The sequence below is a fragment of the Aneurinibacillus soli genome (genome assembly GCF_002355375.1).
Lineage (GTDB): Bacteria > Bacillota > Bacilli > Aneurinibacillales > Aneurinibacillaceae > Aneurinibacillus > Aneurinibacillus soli.
In genome coordinates this window covers 3742082-3767500 of the sequence record NZ_AP017312.1, presented here as the reverse complement: position 1 = coordinate 3767500, position 25419 = coordinate 3742082, and the positions used below count along the sequence as shown (strand labels likewise).

The 25419-nt window shown below is 46.6% G+C and carries 19 protein-coding genes, 3 tRNA genes, 1 pseudogene and 1 riboswitch; of the genes and pseudogenes, 19 read left to right on the top strand and 4 right to left on the bottom strand.

The features are described 5' to 3' along the window. The first annotated feature begins 14 nt into the window (after positions 1–14). From CB4_RS18975 to CB4_RS18905, 15 genes are all read left to right on the top strand, one after another. Positions 15–89, top strand: a tRNA-Cys gene (locus tag CB4_RS18975). 7 nt (positions 90–96) lie between these two features. Beyond that, a tRNA-Leu gene (locus CB4_RS18970) sits at positions 97–185 on the top strand. Positions 186–198: 13 nt separating this feature from the next. Further along, positions 199–272, top strand: a tRNA-Gly gene (locus CB4_RS18965). A gap of 129 nt (positions 273–401) precedes the next feature. Beyond that, positions 402–1070: a uracil-DNA glycosylase gene (locus CB4_RS18960; protein ID WP_096467284.1), complete on the top strand. Its 669-nt coding sequence runs from the start codon at positions 402–404 to the stop codon at positions 1068–1070. Positions 1071–1331: 261 nt separating this feature from the next. Continuing rightward, complete coding sequence (locus CB4_RS18955) at positions 1332–6746, top strand: AMP-binding protein (RefSeq protein WP_096467283.1); 5415 nt, start codon at positions 1332–1334, stop codon at positions 6744–6746. A gap of 142 nt (positions 6747–6888) precedes the next feature. After that, positions 6889–7572 carry a uracil-DNA glycosylase gene (locus CB4_RS18950; RefSeq protein ID WP_157738066.1) on the top strand — a complete coding sequence of 228 codons (684 nt, stop codon included), beginning with the start codon at positions 6889–6891 and terminating at the stop codon, positions 7570–7572. Positions 7573–7581: 9 nt separating this feature from the next. Next, positions 7582–8928, top strand: a complete 1347-nt coding sequence (locus tag CB4_RS18945; RefSeq protein WP_096467281.1) for a purine/pyrimidine permease — start codon at positions 7582–7584, stop codon at positions 8926–8928. Beyond that, entirely contained in the window at positions 8928–10061 is a 1134-nt protein-coding gene (locus CB4_RS18940) for an MFS transporter (protein WP_096467280.1), read from the top strand. Before CB4_RS18945 ends, CB4_RS18940 begins: the two co-directional genes overlap by 1 nt. Before the next feature lie 39 nt (positions 10062–10100). Continuing rightward, positions 10101–10535: a ribonuclease HI gene (rnhA, locus tag CB4_RS18935; RefSeq protein WP_096467279.1), complete on the top strand. Its 435-nt coding sequence runs from the start codon at positions 10101–10103 to the stop codon at positions 10533–10535. Between the two features lie 24 nt (positions 10536–10559). After that, positions 10560–11699 (top strand): tRNA epoxyqueuosine(34) reductase QueG, encoded by a 1140-nt coding sequence (gene queG / locus CB4_RS18930; RefSeq protein ID WP_096467278.1) that lies wholly within the window; start codon positions 10560–10562, stop codon positions 11697–11699. A 64-nt stretch (positions 11700–11763) separates the two neighbouring features. After that, positions 11764–12300: a methylated-DNA--[protein]-cysteine S-methyltransferase gene (locus CB4_RS18925; protein ID WP_096467277.1), complete on the top strand. Its 537-nt coding sequence runs from the start codon at positions 11764–11766 to the stop codon at positions 12298–12300. An 85-nt stretch (positions 12301–12385) separates the two neighbouring features. Next, positions 12386–13342 (top strand): amidase domain-containing protein, encoded by a 957-nt coding sequence (locus CB4_RS18920; RefSeq protein WP_231956074.1) that lies wholly within the window; start codon positions 12386–12388, stop codon positions 13340–13342. 76 nt (positions 13343–13418) lie between these two features. After that, on the top strand, positions 13419–13883 hold the full coding sequence (gene trmL / locus CB4_RS18915; RefSeq protein WP_096467276.1) for a tRNA (uridine(34)/cytosine(34)/5-carboxymethylaminomethyluridine(34)-2'-O)-methyltransferase TrmL: 465 nt from the start codon (positions 13419–13421) through the stop codon (positions 13881–13883). A 24-nt stretch (positions 13884–13907) separates the two neighbouring features. Beyond that, entirely contained in the window at positions 13908–14645 is a 738-nt protein-coding gene (locus CB4_RS18910) for an HAD family hydrolase (protein ID WP_096467275.1), read from the top strand. Positions 14646–14717: 72 nt separating this feature from the next. After that, a riboswitch (SAM riboswitch) is annotated at positions 14718–14831 on the top strand. Between the two features lie 88 nt (positions 14832–14919). Further along, positions 14920–15738 carry a MetQ/NlpA family ABC transporter substrate-binding protein gene (locus tag CB4_RS18905; protein WP_096467274.1) on the top strand — a complete coding sequence of 273 codons (819 nt, stop codon included), beginning with the start codon at positions 14920–14922 and terminating at the stop codon, positions 15736–15738. 66 nt (positions 15739–15804) lie between these two features. On the opposite strand, the gene CB4_RS21190 is transcribed toward CB4_RS18905, so the two are convergent. Continuing rightward, positions 15805–15978: a DUF3967 domain-containing protein gene (locus tag CB4_RS21190; RefSeq protein WP_110546245.1), complete on the bottom strand. Its 174-nt coding sequence runs from the start codon at positions 15976–15978 to the stop codon at positions 15805–15807. A 132-nt stretch (positions 15979–16110) separates the two neighbouring features. Between CB4_RS21190 and CB4_RS18900 the strand changes: the two genes are divergently transcribed. The 3 genes from CB4_RS18900 (at position 16111) to yhbH (ending at position 19604) form a co-directional block, all read left to right on the top strand. Beyond that, positions 16111–16419: an antibiotic biosynthesis monooxygenase family protein gene (locus tag CB4_RS18900; protein ID WP_096467273.1), complete on the top strand. Its 309-nt coding sequence runs from the start codon at positions 16111–16113 to the stop codon at positions 16417–16419. 179 nt (positions 16420–16598) lie between these two features. Then, positions 16599–18497, top strand: a complete 1899-nt coding sequence (locus CB4_RS18895) for a PrkA family serine protein kinase (protein ID WP_096467272.1) — start codon at positions 16599–16601, stop codon at positions 18495–18497. Between the two features lie 21 nt (positions 18498–18518). After that, positions 18519–19604 (top strand): sporulation protein YhbH, encoded by a 1086-nt coding sequence (gene yhbH, locus CB4_RS18890; RefSeq protein ID WP_096467271.1) that lies wholly within the window; start codon positions 18519–18521, stop codon positions 19602–19604. Positions 19605–19655: 51 nt separating this feature from the next. Here yhbH and CB4_RS18885 read toward each other — a convergent pair whose 3' ends face one another. Both CB4_RS18885 and CB4_RS18880 read right to left on the bottom strand, forming a co-directional pair. Then, positions 19656–20789 carry an SEL1-like repeat protein gene (locus CB4_RS18885; protein WP_096467270.1) on the bottom strand — a complete coding sequence of 378 codons (1134 nt, stop codon included), beginning with the start codon at positions 20787–20789 and terminating at the stop codon, positions 19656–19658. Positions 20790–21037: 248 nt separating this feature from the next. After that, on the bottom strand, positions 21038–22597 hold the full coding sequence (locus CB4_RS18880) for a recombinase family protein (RefSeq protein WP_096467269.1): 1560 nt from the start codon (positions 22595–22597) through the stop codon (positions 21038–21040). 219 nt (positions 22598–22816) lie between these two features. On the opposite strand from CB4_RS18880, the gene CB4_RS18875 reads away from it, so the two are divergent. Beyond that, positions 22817–24787, top strand: coding sequence for a methyl-accepting chemotaxis protein (locus CB4_RS18875; protein ID WP_096467268.1), 1971 nt, complete (start codon positions 22817–22819; stop codon positions 24785–24787). Between the two features lie 133 nt (positions 24788–24920). Here the strand turns inward: CB4_RS18875 and CB4_RS18870 are convergent. Beyond that, positions 24921–25274: pseudogene (locus CB4_RS18870) on the bottom strand (sigma-70 family RNA polymerase sigma factor); the annotation flags it as partial. Between the last annotated feature and the right edge of the window lie 145 nt (positions 25275–25419).

The following is a 25419-nucleotide window of genomic DNA, read 5'->3' as shown; positions in this document are numbered from 1 at the left end:
GTTGTTTCTATATTGGAGGTATAGCCAAGTGGTAAGGCAAAGGTCTGCAAAACCTTTATTCCCCGGTTCAAATCCGGGTACCTCCTCCATTTTTGTGCCGGGGTGGCGGAACTGGCAGACGCACAGGACTTAAAATCCTGCGGTAGGTGACTACCGTACCGGTTCGATTCCGGTCCTCGGCACCACAATGTATTGCATGCGGGTGTAGTTCAATGGTAGAACATCAGCCTTCCAAGCTGAATACGTGGGTTCGATTCCCATCACCCGCTCCATACATAGCCAACAACGCGGTTTTTCGTTCCATAAAGGACGAAGGATCGCGTTTTTATTTTTATTTTAGTCCTTTTTGAGGAAGAACATATATAAGGGTACATACCATACTTAAGAAAAGAGATGATACGATGCTGCTTCCTGAAAAATTTTTGACATGTGTGCGTTGCGAGGATGGATTGCGCCGGGAAGAAGGACAAACCCCTGTGCCAGGGTATGGGCTTTCCAATGCGGAAGTTATGTTGATCGGTGAGAGTCCAGGCGCCGAAGAGATGAAATATGCACGTCCTTTTCAAGGGAAAGCAGGTGAGAACTTAAATCAGTTTCTTGCAGGTGTCGGTTTGAACCGGGATCAAATGTATATTGCCAATGCAACTCGTTGTCGGCCCTATAAAGAAAAAGAAACATTGCTTAAAAATGGAACGGTTCGAATCACGAAATCAAATCGTCCCCCTTCCAAACATGCTGTCGCATCGTGTGCAGCATGGCTGGATATGGAGATTCAACTACTTGCCCCAAAGCTTATTATTACACTCGGCTCTACTCCTCTAAAGAGACTTCTCGGAGAGCGCTCTATTTCTGAAGTACATGGAAATTTGCTTACTGTATCAATACAGCGTCCTGAAACAAAAGAAGACAGCCGCGAATTTTTCTGGTCGGATGAGCTATATCATGTTTTTCCGCTCTATCATCCTGCAGCGATTATTTATCGCCGTGAACTGAAGGAAGTTTTTCATGAAGACATGCGTAAACTCCGCCAGACAATTGAAGAATTGAAAATTACCAGTGTAATTTTATAATAATGATGGGGTCTCTTATCTGTGTGTAGATAGGAGGCTTTTTTCTTTAGAAAACGAAATAATTATCAAAACATTTTAATAAGTTGTAATAATTAATAAAAAGTCTTGTCATCTAAAATTTAGTGGGTTATTATATAACAAATGGTTAACTATCAATTTCTGTACTAATACAATTAGTGAGAAAATGAACAGTGGTAGGAGAGTAGAGCCTTTCGAGAGGCAGAAAAATTCATGGAAGCACACAGGAGGGGGCAAGAACTGATGGATGTACGAACGCAGAAAGCCAAAAGTAATCCGATATTGACTCGAGAAGACTGGAACAAGCAACGTCATCTGGCGGAGCAGGATCCAGGAAATTTCCACGGAGATATCGCAAAACGAGAAATTCACTGGTATGACGAGCAGGCAAATGCCTGGATGATATGGAATGATGAGCATAATCAATGGATGGGACTTGATGCTGATACAGGAGCGCCTGTTACGGTGACTCATTCTCCAGCATACGAGCCATGGAAGACTGCATTTGACGACAGTGATGCCCCTTTCTATAAATGGTTCAGTGGTGGCTTAACGAATGCCTGCTTTAACGAAGTAGACCGCCATGTAATGAATGGGCATGGGGATGAGATTGCGTTTTACTTCGAGGGCGACCGCTGGGATCAGGCGAAGAATGATGGCCGGGGCGGCCCGGTTGTTGAATTTGCGGTGACACGCAAACAACTGATGCTTGAAACGCTTAAAGCCGCGCAGGTTTTTAAAAATCTCGGCTTGAAAAAAGGTGATCGAATTGCACTGAACATGCCGAATATTATGGAGCAGATTTATTATACCGAAGCGGCGAAGCGCCTTGGGATTGTTTATACCGCTGTATTCGGCGGATTCAGTGATAAAACGCTGAGCGACCGTATCCATAACGCGGGAGCTAAAGTTGTTATTACATCAGACGGCGGCTACCGTAACGCACAGATCGTAGAGTTTAAAGAAGCGTATACCGATCCCGCATTAGATAACTATGTGCCAAAAGAAATCGCTGTTCAGATTGTCGAGGAAAAATTAAAAGAACTGAATCTGAACGAACAGCAGTCTACACTCATTCAAGAAAAAGTAATGCAGACGATTGGAAGCGAGATTACGGTCGAGCGTTCAGATGCTATGCGCGGTGTCGGCATGGCGTTGGCTCAGTTCCACGATATGGATGCCGAGCAGAAATCACATATTCGTACGGTTATCGCGAAAGGCCTGGTAGATGCACCGCCACGTGTGGAAGCGGTTATCGTCGTACGCCATACACGCCAGCAGGATTTGAACTGGCGCCCAGAGCGTGATCGTTGGTCGCATGAGCTAATTGGTGAAGCGGTAGAGCAAATTCTTGCGATAGCACGTGAGCAAGGTACTAACGTAGCGAATGAACAGGACCTTCTTGCTCTTCCGACAGAAGACTTTATTCGGATCATGTATGCGGTTTCCAAACCGGAGCCAGTGGATGCGGAATATCCGCTGTTTATTATCTATACAAGTGGGAGTACAGGCAAGCCAAAAGGCGTTGTTCATGTTCATGGGGGATATACAGCCGGCCTTGCACACACAATGAAAGTTTCATTCGATGCGACGCCGGGCGAAGACATCATGTATGTCATTGCCGATCCAGGCTGGATTACCGGCCAGTCGTATCTGATCTCGGCTTCGTTAACCACACGCACAACAAGCATCGTCGCAGAAGGGGCGCCGGTATTCCCAAGTGCAGGGCGCTATGCGAGCATCATCGAACGGTATAATGTGACGATCTTTAAAGCCGGATCAACATTCCTAAAAACGATTATGTCCAATCCGCAGAATAAGGCAGACGTTGAACAGTACAGCATGGATACGCTTCGGGTCGCAACCTTCTGTGCCGAGCCGACTAGCCCGGCTGTTCAGCAATTCGGTATGGATCTGATGACGCCGCAGTACATCAACTCGTACTGGGCAACGGAGCATGGTGGCATTGTATGGACGCATTTCTTTGGCAACAATGATTTTCAGCTCAAAGCAGATGCACATACGTTCCCGCTGCCGTGGATTTTCGGGGATGTATGGATTTCGGAAAGCAGTGAAGAAGGCGGAAAAACAAAGCACCGTCCGGCTGGGTTTGAGGAAAAAGGCGAAATTGTGATCACGAAGCCGTATCCATACCTGGCACGCTACATCTGGGGTGATGAGACGAATTTTGGTCAGCCAGAATGGAAAGGTGACGCGGACCGTTACGTAGACACATACTGGGGCAAGTGGGATGGTGTATGGGCGTATACGCAGGGCGATTTCGCCATGAAATATGAAGATGAATCGTTCTCCCTACACGGTCGTTCGGATGACGTTATTAACGTATCGGGTCACCGGATGGGTACAGAGGAGATCGAGGGCGCAATCCTGCGCGACAAACAGATCAATCCGGATTCTCCAGTTGGAAATGCAATTGTAATCGGGGCGCCGCACCGTGAGAAAGGACTGACGCCGGTTGCTTTCATCCAGACAGTACCGGGTGCAAAGCTGACGCTTGAGGACCAGCGCCGCTTATCCGAACTTGTACGTCAGGAGAAAGGTGTGGTCGCAGTTCCGAGTGATTATATCGAAGTGCTGCAGTTCCCGGAAACACGCAGCGGCAAATACATGCGCCGTTTCTTGAGCAATCTGCTTAATGGGGAAGAACTCGGCGATACATCGACCCTGCGTAATCCTGAGTCCATTGACGAGATTCGTCCGAAAATCGAGCAGTGGCGTATGAAAACAAAAATGGAAGAAGAGCAGAAGATTTTCGAAATTTATCGCTTCTTCCGTGTGCAGTACAATGACGTGCTACCAGGTCAGCGTGTCGCAACGGTTACGATTACAAATCCACCAGTTAATGCGCTGAACGAACGGGCGCTGGATGAGCTGAATACAATCGTTAGCCATCTTGAACGCCGAGATGAGATCAAGGTGGTCATCTTTACAGGTCAGGGAACAGGATCATTCGTTGCTGGTGCTGATGTGAAGCAGTTCCTCGAAGAAATGTTCGATGTGCAGGATGTATTGCCACTTGCGAATAAAGCACATATGGCATTCAGTAAAATCGAAAAACTGGGCAAACCGGTTATCGCAGCTGTCAACGGTGTAGCGCTTGGGGGTGGAAACGAGTTCCAGATGGCAACTCATTACCGAATTGCCGAGCCGCACGCTGAATTTGGCCAGCCGGAAATTAATCTGAATCTCATTCCAGGTTACGGTGGCACGCAGCGCTTGCCGCGTCTCTTGCAGGATCGCAGAGGCACGGATGGATTCCTTAAAGCATTGGAAATTATTCTGAATGGCCGCAAGATCGATGTAGAAGAAGCGAAGCAGATTGGTCTGATTGACGAAATCATCCAGGAAAGTGATGATGTACTCGTTCGCGCGGCTGCACTGGCACGTGAATACATTCTGCGTGGCACAGGAGCGCTCAAAGAAGCGTTCGACCGCCATAACAGTCTCGTTCAGCAGTGGAATACACCACAGGCATTTCCGCAGGAAGCCATTGATAACAGTGCGGAAATCCAGCGTATTTTGCGCCAGTCCAAATGGGCAGGACGTGAGCAAGCAGCCAATCGTGCATTGGAAGCGACACGCATAGGCTATGAGCAGGGAATTAAGAAGGGGATGGAACGCGAAGCACAGCTGTTTGCGGAAGCGGTAATTGATCCGAATGGCGGCAAAAGCGGCATTCAGGCATTCCTCGATAAGAAGAGCATGCCGCTGCCAACTCGTCCGCGTTTCCAGCCGACGGAAGAGAAGCAGGATGAGCTTATTGAGCAGGGTGAATTGCTTCCAATTGGTGCGCCGTACTTTCCAGGCTTCACGCCGATCCCTGAGTGGCAATATGCCTATGCGGTTGTGAAAAATGATGAAACAGGCGCGGTTGATCACGGGGATCCGATTGACGCTGAGAAGAAAATTGTCATCCCGGTTGAGAAACCGACAGCAAATGAAGTGTTGCTGTACGTACTGGCAAGTGAAGTAAACTTCAATGACATCTGGGCACTGACCGGTATCCCGGTTTCGACACTGGATGATCATGACCTGGATTATCACGTAACAGGAAGTGGTGGTATTGCGCTTGTTGCATCAGTTGGCCCGGAAGTGAAGCGGGAAGGCCGTGTGAAAGTAGGCGACCTCGTTACGATTTATTCTGGCCAGAACAATCTGCTGTCGCCAACAGTTGGTCTTGATCCAATGTTTGCAGACTTTAGCATTCAGGGTTATCAGGGACCGGATGGTTCGCACCAGCAATTCATGATCGCACAGGCACCGCAGGTTCATGTAAAACCGCAGGATGCAACACTTGAAGCAGCGGGAAGCTACATTTTGAATCTGGGTACGATCTATCGCGCTCTGTTCACGACACTGTCGATTGAGCCGAACAAAACAATGTTCGTAGAAGGTGCAGCGACCGGTACAGGACTGGAAGCACTCAAATCCGCAGCACGCAATGGCCTGGCCGTAACCGGTATGGTATCGAGTGAAGAACGTGCCGCATACATTCAGGAGCAGGGTGCAGCAGGCGTTATTAACCGGAGAAATCCGGAGTACGGCAACGCATTCACCAAAGTACCGGCTGACCCGTCACAGTGGGCAGCATGGGAGGCGGCAGGTCAAAAAATTCTGGATGACTACCGTGCGCAAAACAATGGCCGTCTGGCAGACTATGTCGTATCCCACGCTGGGGAAGTAGCGTTCCCACGTTCATTCCAGATGATGGAGAAAAACGGGGTTCTGACGTTCTACGGTGCGTCCAGCGGTTACCACTTTACCTTCATGGGGAAAGAAGGTGCCAGCACACCGCGTGACATGTATGAGAAAGCTTTGCTGCGTGCCGGTGAGTCGGTCCTCATCTACTACGGAACAGATACGAAAGAAGATGGCATTGTGGATCAGACTGGTCTTGTTGCCATTGAAGCAGCACGGGATATGGGCGCACGTATCGTAGTCGCAACGTATACTGATGCCCAGAAAGAGTTCGTGCAGAGCCTTGGGTATGGTGATGCGGTTCGTGGCGTATTGAGTATCGAAGAGATCAAGCGTCGCGAAGGTGAGAATTTTGTGTGGCCGGATACAATGCCGGACTTCCCGAATCCGAAAACGGAAACGGAAGCATTCAAGGAAGCCGTTCGCTACTTCACGGATTATATCTTCAAGCCATTTGGCGGTGCCGTGGCGAAATACCTGCGCTCTCCTGACAACCCGCGCGGTTATCCAGACCTGATCTTTGACCGTGCTGGACATGATGCGCTTGGTGTAAGCACGACGCTTCTGAAGCCATATACGGGCCGTGTTGTATTTAGCGAAGACATGAACGCACGTCGCTACAGCTTCTATGCGCCGCAAGTATGGATGCGTCAACGCCGTGTTTACATGCCAACAGCAAACATCTGGGGCACACACCTCTCGAACGCTTATGAAGTCATCCGCATGAATGAGATGATCGATGCCGGCATGCTTGAAATTACTGAGCCTGTATTCGTTGAGTTCGACCAGCTGCCAGAAGCGCATCAGGAAATGTGGGAGAATCGCCATGTAGGAAGCTCTTACGTTGTGAATCATGCGATTCCGCAGACCGGACTGAAAACAAAAGACCAGCTATACGAAGCATGGTCGGCCCAAATGAATGAAAAAACCAGTGAATAATCGATAAATAGATACGAAAACGAAGCGGCTTATCCTGTAACAAGGAAGGCCGCTTCTCTCTTTTTATTTGCATGTTTCATTTCAGGCACTTATAAAAGTATGGTATCGTAGAAAAGACGCTGTCTGGATGGGAGAGAATCAGATGAAAAGCATCTCGGAAGGCATGACTAACTTTTATCGTCGATTAACAAGTGACGGTTATCACGCAGAAGACGTAAATCCAGCGCTAAAGCAAGTGGAGAAAGCAGCACGCATGGAACAGATGCGCCGCCGGATTCTTGCTTGTACGGATTGCCCACTCGGTGAGTGTGTTCAGGGCCGTGTGCCGGGGACAGGAAGTGCGGATACACCGTTGATGATTGTCGGAGAAGGACCGGGGGAAGACGAGGAGAATTGGGGGTTGCCGCTGGTCGGAATTAGTGGGTCACTTCTTACGCTTATTCTGAATAAAGCAGGGATTCGACGGGAACACGTATATTTTACAAATGTGGTAAAGTGTCGGGTGACGAATGAGAAGGGTGGGAATCGCACGCCTACACTGGAAGAAACAAAAGAATGCAGCAAATACTTACATTATGAACTGGAGCTTATCCGCCCGAAAGTCGTGTTGGCGCTTGGCAAAGTGTCGCTTCAGTATTTCTTCCCGGATATGAAGACGATGTCGCAGTTTCGGGGTAATGTGTATGAGTACGGCAGCATTAAAATCGTACCGACCTGGCATCCCGCCTATGTGATCCGTCAGCGTGGGGATGCGCTTGCGAAAACGAAGCGGGAAGTGTGGACGGATTTGCAGGTGGCGCTTCAATGCGCACGTAGAAGTGAGTGAGGTGATGATATGGAAGCACAACAAGAAAAAAAAGCATCGACAAACATATATGAATTAAATGACAGACCGCCATTATCCGTCACAATTACCGCAGCACTGCAATGGTTTTTTGTCATACTGTCAAGTTCCCTAGTCGTGCCGCTCGTTGTCGGGCAAGCGTACGGACTCGGATCGGCCGATATCGGTGTATTTATGCAGCAGACATTTTTTTTGATCGGGCTGGCTTCCATTCTACAAGTATTGTTCGGACATCGACTTCCGCTCACGGAAGGTCCGGCAGGCATGTGGTGGGGGATTTTCATCATTTTAGCCAATCTGGGCATGGCGGCAGGTAAATCTCCGCAGGATATCGGACGTTCGCTGGAAATGGGACTAATCATTACCGGCATTATGCTTGTCGGCCTCGGTGTAACAGGTATAATTGGTAAAATTCAAAAGCTGTTTACCCCGCTTGTCACAGGCGGCTATATTTTGCTTCTGGCGGTGTCATTGAGCAGTTCACTTATGAAAGGTCTGTTAGGCATTGGCTATACGCCAGGGCAGACGGGTATTCCGCCTAAAATCGCACTGGTGTCGATCGGGCTGGTTGTGTTTACGTTTATGATGATTCGGTCAAAGCATAAATACATCCGCAGCTTTGCGATTCTGATTAGCATGCTTGTAGGCTGGTTGGTATATGGACTGCTCGGTTGGACGAAGCCACTTCCAGAAATGCACGGACTTGTGTCGCTTCCTACGCCGTTCTTTTGGGGGACTCCAGAATTTGATCTTGGAACCATCTTGATCTCGATGTTGACGGGATTGATTTTGTTAACGAATCTAGTGGCGAGTATTGTTGTCGTGGGCAAAGTTGTTCATGTGCAGGCAGGAGAGGCAGAGTATCGACGTGGCGGTATTTTTACCGGGCTGGCGCACATGCTGTCGGGAACATTTGGCATTGTCGGACTTGTTCCGTTGTCCATTACAGCCGGGGTTATTCAAGTAACAAGGATTGCATCGCGCTTGCCTTTTTTGACCGCGTGCGGACTGTTTATGCTTCTTGGTATGCTGCCGCAGGTGAGTCGAGTATTGTCGGGGCTGCCAGCACCAGTTGGCTATGCAGTATCGTTTGTGAGCTTTACGCAGCTTATTGGATTTGGCCTGCAAGACCTGGGGAAAGTAACGTGGAATGAGCGCACCATTATGATCATTGGATTCGGACTTCTGACCGGGATCGGCATTATGTTTGTGCCGCCAGAAGCGATGATGACGTTGCCGCCATTTGTGAGTTATATTTTCGGGAATGGGCTTGTCATGGGTGTACTGCTTATTATTTTCTTGGAGCAAATTGTATTAAGAGAGAAGAGAAAACTGTAATGAATCGATTTTTTGTATTACTTATTCTTGTACTGGTAGCAGGGGCGAGTCAGGGGTTGATTTTGCCTTTGCTGTCATTGTTGTTAGAAAAACAGGGGATTGCTGCTTCTGTAAACAGTTTGAGTGCGGCCGCGCTTTATGTCGGTGCGCTACTCGCTGTTTTTTTTGTGGAAAAGCCGCTTGTTCGCTATGGATATAAACCGCTTCTTGTTGTTGGTCTGGTTATGGTCGTTAGCAGTACGTTTTTGTTTGCCGTTATTGGATATTCTTTTATCATCTGGCTCGTGCTGCGCTTTCTTGTCGGAGTCGGAGATAGCATTTTGCATTATGCGACTCAGACGTGGATTGCGGATCAAAGTCCGGAAAATAAACGTGGGCGGTATATGTCATTGTATGGTTTGATGTATAGTCTCGGGTTTAGTATCGGGCCATTGGGCATTAACTTACTGGCGTATGGAACCTGGGTTCCGTTTATCGTAATGGGCAGCTTGTTTGGTATGACAGGCCTTTTGTTGTATACGATTCGCAATGAACGGCCACCTGCTAGGAAAGGAGGAAGTTCCTCGAAGACATATGGGCGTGTGTATGTGCTGGTTTGGTTACCGCTGCTTGCGCCATTTTTGTATGGTTTAATGGAAGCCGCACTCAATGTTAGCTTCCCGATTTATGCGGCGGAGCTGCACATCTCAGATGGCTGGATTTCTTTGATTTTACCATCATTTGTGCTGGGGAGTCTGCTGCTTCAAGTGCCGCTTGGTATGTTAAGTGATCGATTCGGACCGCAACTCATTTTGCGTGTATGTGCGGTACTCGGTGGTCTTGTCTTTTTTATTGTTCCGTTTGTTGGCGATCATGTGTATGGCTTGATGATTTTGTTTGCACTGGCCGGGACATTCGTTGGCTCGTTTTTTGGATTGGGACTTGCCTATGTGGCGATGTTATTGCCGCGCACCTTGCTTGCATCCGGTAACGTGCTGGCTTCCCTGCATTTTGATAGCGGCAGTCTGGTTGGTCCAGGACTTGGAGGATTGGCGATGGAAGCGTTCGGTGGAGCGTCCCTGTTCTATATGCTTGGGAGCTTCTTGATCTTATTTGCACTGGCTGGAGTGTTTTTCCGGCATCGGGCTTTTTGATATACTGGGGGGAAGAAACAGCGGAAAGCAGGGGAGACGATGAAAGAAATTATCATTTATACAGATGGCGCTTGTTCGGGGAATCCGGGACCGGGTGGCTGGGGAGCAGTTCTTCTGTACGGCAAGCATCGTCGAGAGATGTCGGGCAGTGAAGATGATACGACGAATAATCGGATGGAGCTGAAAGCGGCGGTTGAGGCGCTGAAAGCTTTGACGGAGCCGTGTGTTGTGAAGCTGCATAGTGACAGCGCGTATATGGTCAATTGTTTCAAACAAGGATGGCATAAAAATTGGGTGCGTAACGGATGGAAAAATAGCAAGAAACAGCCTGTGGAGAATCAGGACTTATGGAAAGAACTGCTGGCGCTCATGGAGACACACCGTGTTGAGTATATCAAAGTGAAAGGTCACGCGGATAATGAATTAAACAACCGCTGTGATGAACTGGCGACCGGAGCGATTCAGCGCCGTTAGCTTGCCTTGTTGCAAGGAGGAATTATGAACATAGAGCAGCTTAAGCAAGAAGTGATTGCATATGCGTACAGCATTGGCATTGATAAGATCGGGTTTGCAGCCGCAGACCCGTTTTTGACGTTAAAAGAGCGATTATATACGCATAGGGAACGTGGGTATGAGTCAGGCTTTGAAGAGAAAGACATTGAGAAGCGAGTGTATCCTGAGCGTACAATGGAAGGAGCGCGTTCGATTATTTCGATTGCGCTTGCCTATCCGTCGCGCATGGAAGCACCACCAAAATCAGAGCCGGGTACGTATCGCGGTGTGCTGGCGCGGGTTGCCTGGGGAGAAGATTATCACAATGTGTTGCGTGACCGCCTGCAGAAGCTTGAGGGATTTCTGCAGGCGCGTGTGCCGGATGTGCAGACGGTGACTATGGTCGATACAGGAGTGTTGTCTGATCGGGCCGTAGCTGCGCGTGCTGGACTTGGCTGGGTCGGGAAAAATACGTCTCTTATTACCCATGAATTCGGTTCATGGGTGTATTTAGGCGAGATGTTGACGAATGTACCGTTTCCGCCAGATACACCGATTGAAGATGAGTGCGGCGACTGTACCCTTTGTATCGATTCGTGTCCAACGAGTGCGATTGTACAGGGGGGACAGCTTGATTCTACGCGCTGTGTTGCCTTTTTGACGCAAGTAAAAGACTATATTCCGGACGAATTTCGCACGGCGGTTGGTAATCGCCTGTATGGTTGTGATACGTGCCAGCAGGTGTGTCCGAAAAACCGAAAAAAACATGTCAATCTGCACCCGGAATTCGTACCGGACAACGAAGCAGCAAAACCGCTCTTAAAACCACTCCTGTCGATTGGCAAGAAAGAATTCACAGCTCGCTTCGGACGGTCATCGGCTGCCTGGCGTGGCAAAAAGCCCATCCAGCGCAATGCTATTCTCGCCCTGGCGCATTTTAAAGATACGACGGCTATTCCGGAGCTTATACAGTTGCTGCGTAAGGATGAAAGACCGGCTATTCGCGGCACTGCTGCCTGGGCACTTGGGCGAATTGGTGGAGAGGATGCACGGGTTGCACTAGAAATGGCGAAAAACAGCGAACGGGACAACTTAGCCTACTCTGAAATCGAAAAAGCGCTTTCTAAGCTAGAAAATGTCGAATAATAATGCTAGCTTTTCGAAAGACCTCCGATGTAAGATGGGGAAAGATGTACAAGGGAGGGATTGTGTGAAGCCGGAAATGTACTATACCGTGTATCACAGCCCCCTCGGTCCGATTACGCTGGCAGCGACACAGAAAGGTCTATGTCTGGTGGAATTCGGGGAGGGAGATTCTGTCATGCTTTCGTTGAAGCGCTGGGCGAAGAAGTGGCTGCGAACGGAAAGCGTGTTACATGCCCCGGAGCTATTCGTAGATGTAACCCTGCAGCTGGACGAATATTTTGCGGGAGTGCGTCGTGAATTTGATATTCCACTTGATGTGTATGGCACAGCATTCCAGAAGATCGTCTGGGAACAGTTGCGCCGGATTCCATATGGAGAGACGCGTTCATATAAAGATATCGCACTTTCGATTAATGCTGCGAAAGCAGTGCGGGCGATCGGTGGAGCAAACAATAAGAATCCATTGTCTATTTTTATTCCTTGCCATCGGGTTATCGGTTCAAATGGTGCGCTCGTCGGATATGGCGGCGGCCTGGATATAAAAGAGAGCTTGCTGCGGTTGGAAGGCATCCTGGAAAAAACAGAAGTTGGCATGGCATAGCAATGAATGGGAGAAGCGATGAGCTTCTCTCTTTTTGTTTTCTCGCATATATATAGGAGCGATTGTATGCGAGGAGGAGAAAAGGATGACACAATGGCAAAAAACGCTCGTACAGTACTTAGCATGTCGGGCGAAGCTTCTGGTGGCGGATAGTGATGAGATTACAGACATTATGCAAACAGAACAGGGTTCTCTGCCAGTAGTGGAAGCTTGTAGCCGCCTGCGCAGACGACTACAGGAGCACGATATGCAGCCGGTACGCGGCAGACTCGATGTGCTCGAACTGGGCGTGGAGCGGCTGGCAGCCCGGGAGATCACCGTTCGAGTGAAAGTGAGAGAGTGGCATATGTACGCCTGGGAAGAACGAACGGGAGAGCAGGAGAAAGTACGTGACGCTCGTATTACGCTTATTTGTCAGGAGGATGGAAGCTGGGGTGTCGCAGCCGATGAGGTCGTGCGAGTGCTCCCATCCCGAGAAATAGAAGAATTACCTGTAGCGTGGACAAGTGAGGAAGAGGAGCGGGCAGTAGCCGAAAAGCCGTCGCAGACGTATGTGTACGACCGGATTGCGGCGGTGCGGTATGCGGAGCTATGGTGGAACAGCTACAATCCGGCGTATCGTCATTTTGACGATGATTGTACCAACTATATCTCGCAGTGTTTGCACGCAGGCGGCATTCCCATGAAGAGTACGGGAAACCGCGCAACGGGCTGGTGGTACCGAGGTGGCAATAGCCCAGGTGCTGTGTGGAGCTATAGTTGGGCCGTGGCAAATAGCTTCCGCTGGATGCTTGAGCGCGGCAATCCGATTTATACTGAGAAAAAAGAGTCACCGTATGAGCTTACAATTGGCGATATTATTTGCTACGATTTTGAAGGCGATGGACGGTGGAATCATTCGACCATTATTGTCGCAAAAGATTTCTTTGGTAGCCCGCTTGTTAATGCGCACACTGTAAATAGCCGCCTGCGATACTGGGATTATACAGACTCAACAGCGTACACTAAGGATATCAAATATTCGTTCTATCATATTTTGTAGCTGATCGGGCCGCCTTGTGCGGCCGTTTTGCTTCTGAACAGAATATGGTATCATTACAGATGAGGTGACAGACAACATGGCGCTTAATATTGTGCTGCACGAACCGCTTATTCCTGCGAATACGGGAAATATTGCGCGGACGTGCGCCGCAACGAAAACACGGTTGCATCTGATTAAACCGCTCGGCTTCTCGACGGATGACCGCTACTTGAAGCGGGCTGGACTCGATTACTGGTATGCGGTTGATTTGACATATTATGAGTCGTTTGACGACTTTATGGACAAAAACTTAGATTGCCGCCTGTTTTTTATCGAAACGAACGGAGCAGTGTACCATTCCGCAGCTGAATATCGGGATGGTGATTTTTTTGTGTTTGGGAAGGAGACGACTGGGATTCCAGCCGATATTATGGAGAAGTATCCTGGTCAGATTATCCGTATTCCCATGAGCGATGCGACACGCTCGCTCAATTTGTCCAACACGGCGGCAGTGATTTTGTACGAAGCGCTGCGCCAGACCGGATATCCCGGTATGAGTTAATACCAGCTAAAAGGAGGAGTGGCGATGACGGAGCCGCGTGCAATTTTATTTGATTTAGATGGGACACTGCTGACGATGGATACGGAAGCTTTCGTGAAGCGATACATAGAACGTCTCGGGGCATACACGGCGCATATTATTGAGCCGCAAAAGCTTGGCGCATCACTTTGGGAAGCGACAAAGCACGCGATGCAGGACGATGATGGCACCAAAACGAACGCTGAAGTATTCCAGCAGAAGTTTCTTGATCTGACCGGATTGGCGTATGATACGGTGTGGCCGGTATTTGACCAGTTTTATGCGGATGAGTTTCCGATGCTTAAGGAAGACTGCGGCCCGCATCCGTATGCCGCAAAAGTGGTGGAAGAAGCAAAGCGGCAGGGGTATCAGGTTGTTGTCGCCACGAATCCGGTATTTCCGGGTGTCTCGATTATCGAACGTTTGTGCTGGGCAGGATTTGCTGCGGAAGATTTCACACATGTGACCGTATTTGAAGAATCCCATTACTGCAAGCCAAATCCGAATTACTTCCGCGAGATTAGCGAACATATCGGCATTTCACCTGAACGCTGTATCATGATCGGGAATGACATGCAGCAAGATATGGTGGCAGAAGAAGTTGGGATGCAAACTTTTTTGGTGGAAGATTACAAGATTGATCGAGGTGTACCACAGCACCGCGTTACAGCGTCAGGCATGATGAAAGAGCTGTATGGTATGCTTGTAAGCCAGCAAGGACCTTTTGTGAAAAAGTCTGAATAATATTTTATTGAAAAAACATTTGACAAACGTTTTAAAGGGAAGTAATATAATTTTCAGTAATTAAATAAAACTCGCTTATCGAGAGCGGCGGAGGGACTGGCCCTATGAAGCCCGGCAGCGGATTTTCTTGTTTCCAAGAGAATTTTGTGCCAAATCCAGCAGGATGAAAATCCTGGCAGATAAGAGATGATGAGTTTGCTTTTGTCAACTCCCTCTCGGTTCTGCCGGTGAGGGAGTTTTTTGTACGACCAAAAAAAGAAAAGGGGTTTTACACATGAAGAAGTGGATTGTAACGGCAATTCTTGCACTGGTTGTAGGCCTGCTCGCAGCGTGTGGCGGCGGAAGCAATCAGCAGAACGCAGCAACGAAAAAGATTATTGTAGGGGCAAGTTCAGTTCCACATGCGGAGATTCTGAATCATGTGAAGGACAAGCTGAAAGCACAGGGCGTAGACATGGAAGTGCAAGTATTTGATGACTACGTAATTCCGAACACCGCGCTTGAAGATAAGAAGATTGATGCGAACTACTTCCAGACAGTTCCGTATCTTGAGGATTTCAACGCAAAACATGGCACACATATTAAAGCATTAGACGGCATTCACCTTGAGCCGATGGGTCTGTACCCAGGTAAAGAAACAGCGAAGCAGCCGAAAAAAGGTGCCGTGATCGCAATTCCGGATGATGTATCAAACGGTGCACGTGCATTGAAATTGCTTGAAGCACAAGGTTGGTTCAAACTTACACCGAACAAGAAGTTGAATGATCTGACCAAGAAAGACATCATAGAAAACCCGAATAATATCCAAATTAAAGAAATGCAGGCGTCTATGCTGCCGCGTGCGATTGGTGAAGTTGATTACGCCGTGATCAATGGGAACTATGCGATGGAGGGCGGCCTAACTCCAGACAAAGCCCTCGCTATGGAGAAAAAAGGTTCTGATGCAGCGAAAACGTTCGCGAATATCGTAGCCGTTAAAGAAGGCGATGAAAACCGTGAAGAGATTAAAAAGCTGATGGCAGTGCTGAAATCCGATGATACGAAGAAATTCATCGAAGAGAAATACAAAGGTTCAGTTATCCCGGTATTCTAATGCCGCACAAAAAAACGCACAGAGTATACCGTTCCATACCGGAACGACTGCTCTTGTGCGCTTTTTTTATGTTCGGCGAAAAAGGCGGCGCCAGAAGGACGGTTGCTCCATGGAAGCAAGAAGTATACGAGTTTCCTGTTTTTCACGTATCATCTGTGTAATACGCTCGTCACGTTCTCGAACGCTTCTTTCCAGGCCATCCTCTTCCTGTTTGCTGGATCCAGACGATTCGGCATTCATACATACGCCTCCTTTTAAAAATGATTATCTTTATTCTACCAACTTACAAAGCTGTTTTGCACCCCCAGATTGGAATCTGTCTTCCCGGTTTGGTATAGTGAAAGCGAAGTGATTTTACAGGAGGTGCTTTCCATGTATGTAGTTATGAATGTCTTGCAAGTTCCAAAAGCAATGCAAGGCCGTATGACGGAGATGTTTGGCAAAAGTGCAGAACGAATGAAGGAAGTTCCAGGCTGTCTGGAGTTTCAATTTCTTGGCGGCCAAGATATAGACAAGCAGGTTGTGTATACGAAGTGGGATAGTGAACAATCATTCCGCGCCTGGACGGAGAGCGACTCATTCCGCCGCGCACATGCGCATTCGAATGAGAACAATCCGGCGACAGGTTCACAGCTTGAAATTTACGAAGTGCTGCACAGTGCTGTATACGATAACAAATAAAAATACCGAAAAGCCGCAGGCGAAAATTGCTTGCGGCTTTTTTGTTGGACAAACAGACAACGAATGCCCAAGCGATGCCTGTTTTTCTTAGCATGTCAGTAATGGTCACGGAATAGGATAGTAAAAACTCACCCCTAAGACACACGTATTCTGAACGAGGAAAAGGAGAGGAGTGCCCAATGGATATCCTAAAACGGATCGCAGACTACCGCGCCCGTGAAGAACAACTGATGTGGGAAGGCACGTTCGCCGAGTATTTGGAAATCGTACGCAAAAATCCTCATGTGGCTCAAACTGCACACTCCCGGGTGTATAACATGATTAAACATGCCGGGATTGAACATAACGAAAACGGAAGCAAAACATACAACTTTTTCAGTCGGGAAATTTACGGTCTGGATCGTGCGATTGAGAAACTGGTAGAGGAATATTTCCATTCATCGGCTATGCGTCTGGATGTACGAAAGCGGATTCTACTTCTCATGGGGCCGGTTAGCGGCGGAAAATCGACAATTGTGACGATGCTAAAGCGTGGATTGGAACATTTCTCACGTACAGATGACGGAGCTGTATATGCCATTAAAGGCTGCCCAATGCAAGAGGACCCCTTGCACCTCGTGCCGCATGACTTGCGTCCGGATATTGAAAAAGAGCTTGGAATCAAAATCGAAGGCAATCTGTCCCCGTATAACCAGATGCGTCTTGAGACAGAATACGGCGGCCGATTGGAGGATATGCCGATCGAGCGAATTCTGTTCTCGGAGGCAAAACGCAAGGGGATCGGAACATTCAGTCCGTCTGATCCAAAGTCGCAGGATATCGCAGATTTAACCGGAAGTATTGACTTCTCAACAATTACGAAGTACGGTTCAGAGTCTGATCCACGTGCATATCGTTTTGATGGAGAGTTGAACAAGGCGAACCGTGGCTTGATGGAATTCCAGGAGATGCTGAAGTGCGATGAGAAATTCCTCTGGAACCTGCTTTCACTTACACAGGAAGGGAACTTCAAAGCCGGGCGATTCGCTCTTATTTCAGCTGATGAATTAATTGTTGCTCATACGAATGAATCGGAGTACAAAACGTTCATTGGCAATAAGAAAAACGAGGCGTTACAGTCCCGGATTATCGTCATGCGTGTTCCGTATAACTTGCGTGTATCAGATGAAGAGAAAATTTACGACAAGCTCATTAAGCAAAGCGACCTCGGTCACGTGCACATCGCACCGCACGCGCTTCGCGCCGCAGCCATCTTCTCCATTCTCACTCGTCTCAAAGATTCCAAGAAGCAGGGTGTCGATTTGCTGAAGAAGCTTCGTCTCTACGATGGAGAATCGGTTGAAGGGTTCAAGGAATCCGATATTAAAGAGTTGCAAACCGAATTCATTGACGAAGGCATGGGTGGAATTGATCCGCGCTATGTGATTAACCGCATCTCCAGCGCACTCATTCGCCGCGATACGGAATGCATCAATGCGCTCGATATTTTGCGCGCACTTAAGGATGGCCTCGATCAGACCGCGACCGTATCGAAGGAAGAGAAAGAACGGTACTTGACGTTTATTAACATCGCACGCAAAGAGTACGATGAGCTGGCGAAGAAGGAAGTGCAGAAAGCATTCGTCTACTCGTATGAAGAGTCCGCGAAAACGCTCATGGATAACTATCTTGACAATGTGGAGTCGTACTGCAATAAGGCGAAAGTACGCGATCCGATCACCGGGGAGGAAATGGATGCGGACGAAAAACTCATGCGTTCCATTGAGGAACAGATTGGCATTTCCGAAAATGCGAAAAAATCGTTCCGCGAAGAAATTCTCATTCGCATCTCCGCGTATGCGCGCAAAGGCAAACGTTTTGATTATAACAGTCATGAGCGTCTGCGTGAAGCGATTGAGAAGAAGTTATTCGCTGACCTGAAGGATGTTGTGAAGATTACGACATCTAGCAAAACCCCGGATGAAATGCAGCTGAAAAAAGTAAATGAAGTGACCGCCCGTCTTATCGATGGACACGGATACTGCCCGATCTGCGCCAACGAATTGCTGCGCTATGTCGGCAGCCTCCTGAATCGATAGGAAGGTCAGGGGGGATGCACTGTGAAACATGAGCCATCATTTATCATTTCGCGGGAGGACTGGTCGTTGCATCGTAAAGGGCATCAGGACCAGATGCGGCACCAGCAAAAAGTGAAAGATGCGATCCGCAAAAACCTCCCCGATCTTGTCAGTGAAGAAAGCATTATTATGTCGAACGGGCGGGATATGGTGAAAATCCCGATCCGCTCGCTCGACGAGTATCGCATTCGTTACAACTATAATAAGAGCCAGCATGTCGGCCAGGGGGACGGAGACTCAAAGGTAGGCGACGTGGTAGCGCGGGATGGTGACCCAAAACAGGGGCCAGGCAAGGGGCAAGGAGCGGGCGATCAGGCAGGTGAAGATTACTACGAGGCAGAAATCTCGGTTGAAGAGCTACAGGAGATGCTGTTCGCTGAGATGGAGCTGCCGAATCTTGAACAGAAAGATCAGGATGAGATTGTCGTGACGGATATACGGTTCAATGACATCCGTAAAAAAGGTCTTATGGGTAATATCGATAAGAAACGTACACTGCTTGAAGCACTTCGGCGTAACGGGCTGGCGGGGCGTGAGGGAATTCAAGATATTTCGAATGATGACTTGCGTTTTAAGACGTGGGAGGAAATTATCGAACCGCATTCGAACGCGGTAATCATTGCGATGATGGATACGTCTGGTTCGATGGGTCAGCTTGAAAAGTATGTCGCGCGCAGTTTCTTCTTCTGGATGCTGCGCTTTTTGCGCACAAAGTATGAAAAAGTGGAGATTGTGTTTATCGCCCATCATACGGAGGCAAAGGAAGTGACGGAGGAAGCGTTTTTCTCCAAGGGAGAGAGCGGGGGAACGATTTGCTCGTCTGCGTACCGCAAAGCGCTGGAGATTATCGACGCACGCTATCCACCGTCGATGTATAACATTTATCCGTTTCATTTTTCTGATGGAGATAATCTGACGTCAGATAATGACCGCTGCGTGAAGCTGGTGCGGGAATTGATGGAGAAGTGTAATATGTTCGGATATGGTGAGGTGAACCATTATACATCTTTAAGATATATACAAAAAGGTTCGAGAGAAATAAGACTCGAACCTTTTTTAATACCTTAAAGAATCCTTTATCTAGGATATAGGGAGGCTTTATTCTATAACCATAATCGATTATTTTTTTTGCAAAGCCTTAATCCGATCCAGTGCATCTTGATCTCCTTGTTTGGCCGCTTTTTGATACCATTCTATGGCTTTATTGTCATCTTTGACAATTCCCTGTCCGTGTTCATATAAGATTCCTATGTTATATTGAGCATTAGCATTCTCTTGCTCAGCGGCCTTGAGGTACCATTCCATGGCCTTTTTATAGTCTCTGGTAACGCCCAATCCATTATGATATAAAACGCCTATATTACACTGAGCATCAGCATCTTCTTGAGCATCAGCCTTGAGGTACCATTCCATGGCTTTCTTATAGTTTCTTGCAACTCCGTGTCCATTTTCATATGCAAGACCTATACTGTACTGGGCATCAGCATTTCCTTGTTCAGCAGCTTTGAGGAACCATTCCATTGCTTTCTTATAATCTTTAGTAACACCCTGTCCGTTTTCATATAAGAGTCCTATGATATGTTGAGCATCAGTATCCCCTTGAGCAGCAGCCTTAAGGAACCATTCCATGGCTTTCTTATAATCTTCGGTAACGCCCAATCCGTTTAAATATAAATTACCTATATTAAACTGAGCATCAACATCCTCTTGCTCAGCGGCCTTGAGGAACCATTCCATGGCCTTTTTATAATCCTGAGAGGTAGCTATCCCTTGGCGATAAAAAGATCCAACACTAGTTTGAGCAGAAGTTTGCCCTTGTTCAGCAGCCTTGAGGTACCACTCCATCGCTTTTTTATCATCCTTTGGTATCTCTAAACCTTTATAATAAAAATATCCAATGGTATATTCTGCATCTATATTGCCTTGTACAGCTGCTTTCATATACCATTCAAATGCTTTTTTATAGTTTTTTTGAACTCCTGAACCGTAATAATATGCCTCTCCAACTAGATACTGTGATTCATCATCTCCTGCTTCTGCTTCTTTTAGGAGAGTTTTGAATGATTCACTATTAGATTCTACAGACCCCGTATAGAGACTATCTTGGTTGTTTCTATCCAGAGTTGTAGCTGCGTTGCCGATAGATGGAGAGAAAACAAAAGCACATGAAAGCATTGTAATAAGAAAAAAACGACGCTCTTTTGACTGTTGAACTTTATGGGTGATATGTTTATTTCCCCATAACTTTTTCATAAATTTTTCCCCCTCTTCAATTGAATGAAATTATTTCCATCCTAAGTAAAAACCTTTTCGACACCTCAATTCATTTACCTTCCATTTTTGGGTAAATGATACTTTTATCATAAAGGGAACATTAAATATAGTCATAAAATATCATATTTATCAAAATGGTAATTGAAGCTTAGAGTTAATTTAATTCAAATTTATAACTGTATGGACAAAAAAAGCTGCTAGAAGCAGCTTATCGGTTAAATAGTATTCTATATCGGTAGTCTTGGTACAATTTCAAGCTCAAACTGATCTTTCTTCGTCCATTCCTTCTTTCGAGTAAAGTATACTCTGTCGAGAATGGATTTGAGGAGGTGGTTTTTCTCCACTGGATCATCGATCTCCTGATACTCTTCGATGACCTTTTTGATCTGAGGGATAATATTCTCTTTATGATGGAGCTGGGCTTCTTCCAGCTCTATCTCTTTTTTCAGCTGCTCGATATTCGATTCAGCTTCTTTCAGTTTCTGCTCGATCGCCTGATGGCGTTGTAAGAAGATGTCCTCGGTATATACTTTTTTCTCTAGCATTTCGAATACTGTTTCTCGCATCCCGTGCAGTTCTTGAATCTCTTTTTCTAGCTTTTTGATTTGCTTCTGTTTATGTTCAATCGTAGACTCTTCCTTTTCTATCGAAGCAGCCAGCTCATCCTGATGAAGTGAGGGTTGTTCTACCAACATAGAAAGCGAATCTAGTATTCTTTGTTCCAAAATAGGGAGAAGAACACCTTTCTGGAATGGCTGACAGTTTGGGTTGGTGCAACGCAATTGCGGGTTCGGTCTATCTTTTGTACGGGATTGAGATAAAGCACGTTCGCAACGGCTGCACTTGACGATACCGGCCAGTGGGTTGCTCAGTTGAAGCCCCTCTCTTGTCGGGGCGCGATACCGGCCGGTAATAGCCAGATTCGCCTGTTCAAACAATTCCTTCGAGATGATTGCTTCATGCGCATCCTCGTGTCGGACCCACAATTCAGGTGGGACACTTTTCTTTACACGCTTCCCGTTTCGCTTAGAGTATTTGTGTTTGCCCCAAACGATATGCCCGAGATAAACCTCGTTCTTCACGATATAGCTAATGGTTGATTGCTCCCAGAGATTTCCCTCCGGTGGCTTAATACTAAGCTGTTCTAATTTTTTTGCCACTGCCTGGCGACCATTTCCTTCGGCAGCAAGCTCGAATATTTTGCGCACGATCTGAGCTTCTTCCGGATTGGGGTGCAGCTTCAAGTTCTCGTCACGCGTGTATCCATACGGGGGCTTTCTGGTGATCGATTTCCCATCCTTTGCGGATCGACGGCGGCCACCTTGCAGACGCTTATTGATCTGCTTCAGTTCCTCACGAGCGATGATCGACTTTACTCCAAACAGCAGCTCAGCTCCTTCTGAATTACAGTCAATCACTTCATTCGGTGTGATAATGAGTGTGTCAGAGAACTTAAAAGACCGGAAGATCGTACCGGCATCAATCATATCGCCACGACCTAGACGGTCAAGGTCCATGACAACAACGCCTTCGATAGATCCTTCTTCGACCTGACGAAGCATCTCCTGGGCGATTTGGCGCTCGGATAGAAATTCCCCAGATACTACTTCCTCAAATATGTCGATCACATTATGCTGCTCGCGCTTCACTAGCTCTAGCAACTCTTTACGGTGCTTGGATAGGGTGTCGTACTGTTTGCCAGTATCCAGTGCTTTTTTCTCTTCTTCGATGTCCTTACGACTTTTCCGAAGGTAAATGAATACATCTTTTCCAGTAGGGCGGTACATACAATCACCTCCCCATGATTGTATCATTGGCTTCCTCGCAATTTGTAGGGGGATATTATGTAGAAATATGGATTAAAAAAGTCAATCAATTTTATGTAGGGATTTTTATATATCATATTGCAATTTTTACACTATGCTAAAAGGTATTTTATAGATAATATTTATTTATGGAATTATACAGTTTTTATTCACAAATGTTAGTAAAAGGGGTTGAGGTATATGATGAATTGGATTGCATCAAGTGTAGGAAGAAGGTTACAGGTTGCTTTTATTCTCCTTTTACTGCTGCCGAGTCTAGTTATTGGAAGTTTCTCGTATAATACTGCTAAAGACCGGATACAAAACGATATGGTCAATTCTGCGGAACGAAACGTGAAATTTCTAAACGACTTAATTAACAATACGATAGAAAATGAGAAAAAGAGTGTAGGCTTTTTATCTCAGTCTATTGATGCAAGTTTATATAATGGGAAACAAAGCCCACGTGTTATGGAAATTATTCATCGTTACCAAAGTACGCATCCGGAAATTACGTCTGCATACGTTGGTACACAAACGGGGATTCTGATTGCAGACGGGGCGGACAAACTTCCGTCAGACTATGATCCCAGGAAGCGAGTATGGTATCAAGAAGCGATGCAAAATAAAGAGAGCGCAAGTGTTTCAGAGCCATACCTTGATAAGCTTAAAAATGTATTTGTTGTAAGCGTTTCAAAACCGCTGAAAGATGGAAGCGGGGTTGTTGCTATCGATTTAGATCTTACCAGTCTGAGTAATTCAGTGAAACAAACAAAAATTGGCGAACATGGGTATGGATTTATCATCGATCAAACCAGGAAAGCCATTGTTCATCCTACGATAAAAAGTGGTGACGCGATCCCTGAACAGACTATGGGGGAACTATTTAAAAAAGATGAAGGCACATATATATTTAACGAGGATGGGGAGCAAAAAGAAACATTTTTTACAACGAATACGATTACAGGATGGAAAGTAGCTGGCACGATAAAATTAGCAGAAATTCAAGAGAGTGTTCAAGGTATTTTCTTTACTACAGTTGTTACGATTATCGTCTCGCTGCTGTTGGGAGCTGTTGTGACATATTGGGTGATTATTTCCATTACAAGACCACTCAAATTGTTAAGTGATGCTTCGGATAAAATTAGCCAGGGTGATTTAACGGAGAGAGTTAGCTTGAACGCTAAAGATGAGCTTGGTCAACTGGGAAATCACTTTAATCACATGAGTGAATCCTTACAGTCCGTTTTATACCAGGTAAAAGAAAGGGTAGATCTTTTGGCGGTTGCCTCCGAACAACTAATGGCAAGTTCCCAAGAAACAGCTAAGGCGACGGAACATATTTCTGGTACAGTTCATGAGATTGCAGTCGGATCAGAGGAGGAGGCGAGAAACGTAGAGGGTATGTCAGCAACGATTGCTGACATGTCTGATATGCTCCAGGAAATCGCCCAGCATACGCAGATCACGTCTGTATCTATGGCTAATACTTCTACTATAGCGTCCAAAGGAAATGAAACCATTCTTACAGCCGTTCAGCAGATGAACTTTATTCAAAACTCAGTCGATGAGTTATCTAGTATTATCAAGCATTTACATGAAAGTATTGATCAAATTGGAAATTTTGCTGGGCTGATTACAGATATATCAAGCCAAACAAACCTTTTGGCTTTGAATGCTGCCATCGAAGCAGCAAGAGCGGGAGAACATGGACGAGGGTTTGCTGTTGTAGCGGATGAAGTTCGAAAGCTGGCAGAGCAATCTTCTCAATCGGCCGGTAGTGTTACAGAATTAATTGATATGATTAAAAATAAAATGGATACTGCGTTACGTTCGATGGAGAATAGTAGAAGAGAAGTAGCAAAAGGTATGGAGGTTGTCGATGATGCTGGAGCCTCCTTTACTCAAATCTACCAATCTATAGATGAAGTAAGCCATGAAATTAATGAGGTTTCCGCTTCGGTTCAACAGATTACAGCAAGTACCGAGCAGTTTGTTACGTCAATTCGCTCTGTAACAAAGACGGTAGAAAAAGTATCAGAAGGTATTAATGAGGTGTCAGCTAGCACGGAAGAACAATTGGCTTCGATGGAGGAGGTTTCCGCTACAGCAGCCTCTTTAGCTAAAATGGCGGAAGAGCTTGAGGACATTGTAAAACAATTTAAAGCATAGTGTGCAGGTTAGAGAAAGCGGGCGATTTGCCCGCTTTTCTTCTTCAATTTTTTCGTTTTAACAACAATTTGTGTTTAACCGATTTATAGGAAAGAAGCTCAGTCACACCTTGCTAGCGCTCTTTCCCATCCTAGTCAATGTTTAAGGGTTCGTCAAATGACACCTCGGCCCTCACTTTACTGTTGCGGCGCAAAAACATGAGAATCTCGTTTTCGATACAGCGCGATGCGTAGGTGACCAGCTTGATTTTTTTCTCCAGATCAAATGTATTAACCGCCTTAATGAGTCCGATTGTACCGATGCTGACCAAATCTTCGATATTAACCCCAACGTTCTCAAACTTGCGGGCAATGTACACAACGAGCCGTAAATTGCGCTCAATCAGCATCGAGCGAATCTCTTGATCACCTGTATGCAGACGACTGAGCAAGTATTCTTCTTCCTCCTGGTTCAATGGTGGTGGTAATGGTTCTGATTCGCCGATATATGTCATTTTACTTCCTCCTTAGCTTATAAAAGAACCGACATCACGCCAGCGTTTGCTGTTCATCATGATGTCGGTTTTTTGTGTGTGCAATATGTTCTTTGCTAGTAGCACATTCTGAATCTGGCCTTTAATGATTGATAGTTAT

Coding starts and splice junctions, on each gene's coding strand:
- CB4_RS18960 (WP_096467284.1), top strand. CDS start 402: ATGCTGCTTCCTGAAAAATTTTTGACATGTGTGCGTTGCGAGGATGGA.
- CB4_RS18955 (WP_096467283.1), top strand. CDS start 1,332: ATGGATGTACGAACGCAGAAAGCCAAAAGTAATCCGATATTGACTCGA.
- CB4_RS18950 (WP_157738066.1), top strand. CDS start 6,889: ATGAAAAGCATCTCGGAAGGCATGACTAACTTTTATCGTCGATTAACA.
- CB4_RS18945 (WP_096467281.1), top strand. CDS start 7,582: ATGGAAGCACAACAAGAAAAAAAAGCATCGACAAACATATATGAATTA.
- CB4_RS18940 (WP_096467280.1), top strand. CDS start 8,928: ATGAATCGATTTTTTGTATTACTTATTCTTGTACTGGTAGCAGGGGCG.
- rnhA (WP_096467279.1), top strand. CDS start 10,101: ATGAAAGAAATTATCATTTATACAGATGGCGCTTGTTCGGGGAATCCG.
- queG (WP_096467278.1), top strand. CDS start 10,560: ATGAACATAGAGCAGCTTAAGCAAGAAGTGATTGCATATGCGTACAGC.
- CB4_RS18920 (WP_231956074.1), top strand. CDS start 12,386: ATGACACAATGGCAAAAAACGCTCGTACAGTACTTAGCATGTCGGGCG.
- trmL (WP_096467276.1), top strand. CDS start 13,419: ATGGCGCTTAATATTGTGCTGCACGAACCGCTTATTCCTGCGAATACG.
- CB4_RS18910 (WP_096467275.1), top strand. CDS start 13,908: ATGACGGAGCCGCGTGCAATTTTATTTGATTTAGATGGGACACTGCTG.
- CB4_RS18905 (WP_096467274.1), top strand. CDS start 14,920: ATGAAGAAGTGGATTGTAACGGCAATTCTTGCACTGGTTGTAGGCCTG.
- CB4_RS21190 (WP_110546245.1), bottom strand. CDS start 15,978: ATGAATGCCGAATCGTCTGGATCCAGCAAACAGGAAGAGGATGGCCTG.
- CB4_RS18900 (WP_096467273.1), top strand. CDS start 16,111: ATGTATGTAGTTATGAATGTCTTGCAAGTTCCAAAAGCAATGCAAGGC.
- CB4_RS18895 (WP_096467272.1), top strand. CDS start 16,599: ATGGATATCCTAAAACGGATCGCAGACTACCGCGCCCGTGAAGAACAA.
- CB4_RS18885 (WP_096467270.1), bottom strand. CDS start 20,789: ATGAAAAAGTTATGGGGAAATAAACATATCACCCATAAAGTTCAACAG.
- CB4_RS18880 (WP_096467269.1), bottom strand. CDS start 22,597: ATGTACCGCCCTACTGGAAAAGATGTATTCATTTACCTTCGGAAAAGT.
- CB4_RS18875 (WP_096467268.1), top strand. CDS start 22,817: ATGATGAATTGGATTGCATCAAGTGTAGGAAGAAGGTTACAGGTTGCT.